This is a genomic window from Streptomyces sp. SID11385, from assembly GCF_010548245.1.
Classification (GTDB): Bacteria; Actinomycetota; Actinomycetes; order Streptomycetales; family Streptomycetaceae; genus Streptomyces.
In genome coordinates, this window is record NZ_JAAGLR010000843.1 from 1 (window position 1) to 810 (window position 810).

Here is an 810-nt window from a genome sequence, read left to right on the forward strand (position 1 = left end):
GGCCCGCTGCCTTCGGCCCGGCTCCCGCCTTTGGTCCGCCGCCTTCGGCCCGGCGCCCGCCTTCGGCCCGCCGCCTTCGGCCCCTCCCGCCTTCGGCTCGGCTCCCGCCTCGGCCTCCCGGCCTTCGGCCGCTCGCCTTGAGCCCCGCATCCGGCTCTCCGCGCCCCGCTTCCGGCCCCCGCCTCCCGCCCCGGGTCCTCCCGCCCCGGGCCTCCCGCCTACGGCCCCTCGCCTCCGCCCCCCGCTTCCCGCTTCCCGCCTCCGCCCCCTCCTCCCCGCCCCGGAAACCCCGTACCGTTGACACATGACGAGCCTCGGTGGTCCCCAGATGGTCGACTGGAATCTCGCGGTCACCACCGCGACCCGCCTCCTGCGCCCGGGCCCGGAGGTGAGCCGCGACGAAGCCCGCGCGGTCGTCGCCGAACTGCGCGAGCACGCCAAGTCGGCCGAGGAACACGTCCGCGCCTATACGCGGATGAGCCCCCCGCCCTCCGCGGACACGCCCGTCCTCGTCGTCGACCGGCCCGGCTGGGTCCGCGCCAACGTCGCCGGGTTCCGCTCGCTGCTCGCGCCGCTGCTCGACAAGATGCAGGGCCGCAGGAACGAGGGCGGCTCCTCCAGCATCGTCGCCGCGCTCGGCGGCAAGGTCACCGGCGCCGAACTCGGCGTCCTCCTCTCCTTCCTCTCCTCGCGCGTCCTCGGCCAGTACGAGACCTTCGCCCCGCCCTCGCGCGACCTCCCCGGCGGCACCGGCGGCGGCCGGCTCCTCCTCGTCGCGCCGAACATCGTCCACGTCGAGCGTGAACTAGG

General features: G+C 76.4%; 1 protein-coding gene. It reads left to right on the forward strand.

Annotation, left to right across the window (positions count from 1 at the left end):
• Positions 1 to 304: 304 nt before the first annotated feature.
• On the forward strand, positions 305 to 810 hold a 506-nt coding region (locus G3I42_RS25390), incomplete at its 3' end, for a zinc-dependent metalloprotease (RefSeq protein ID WP_203607322.1).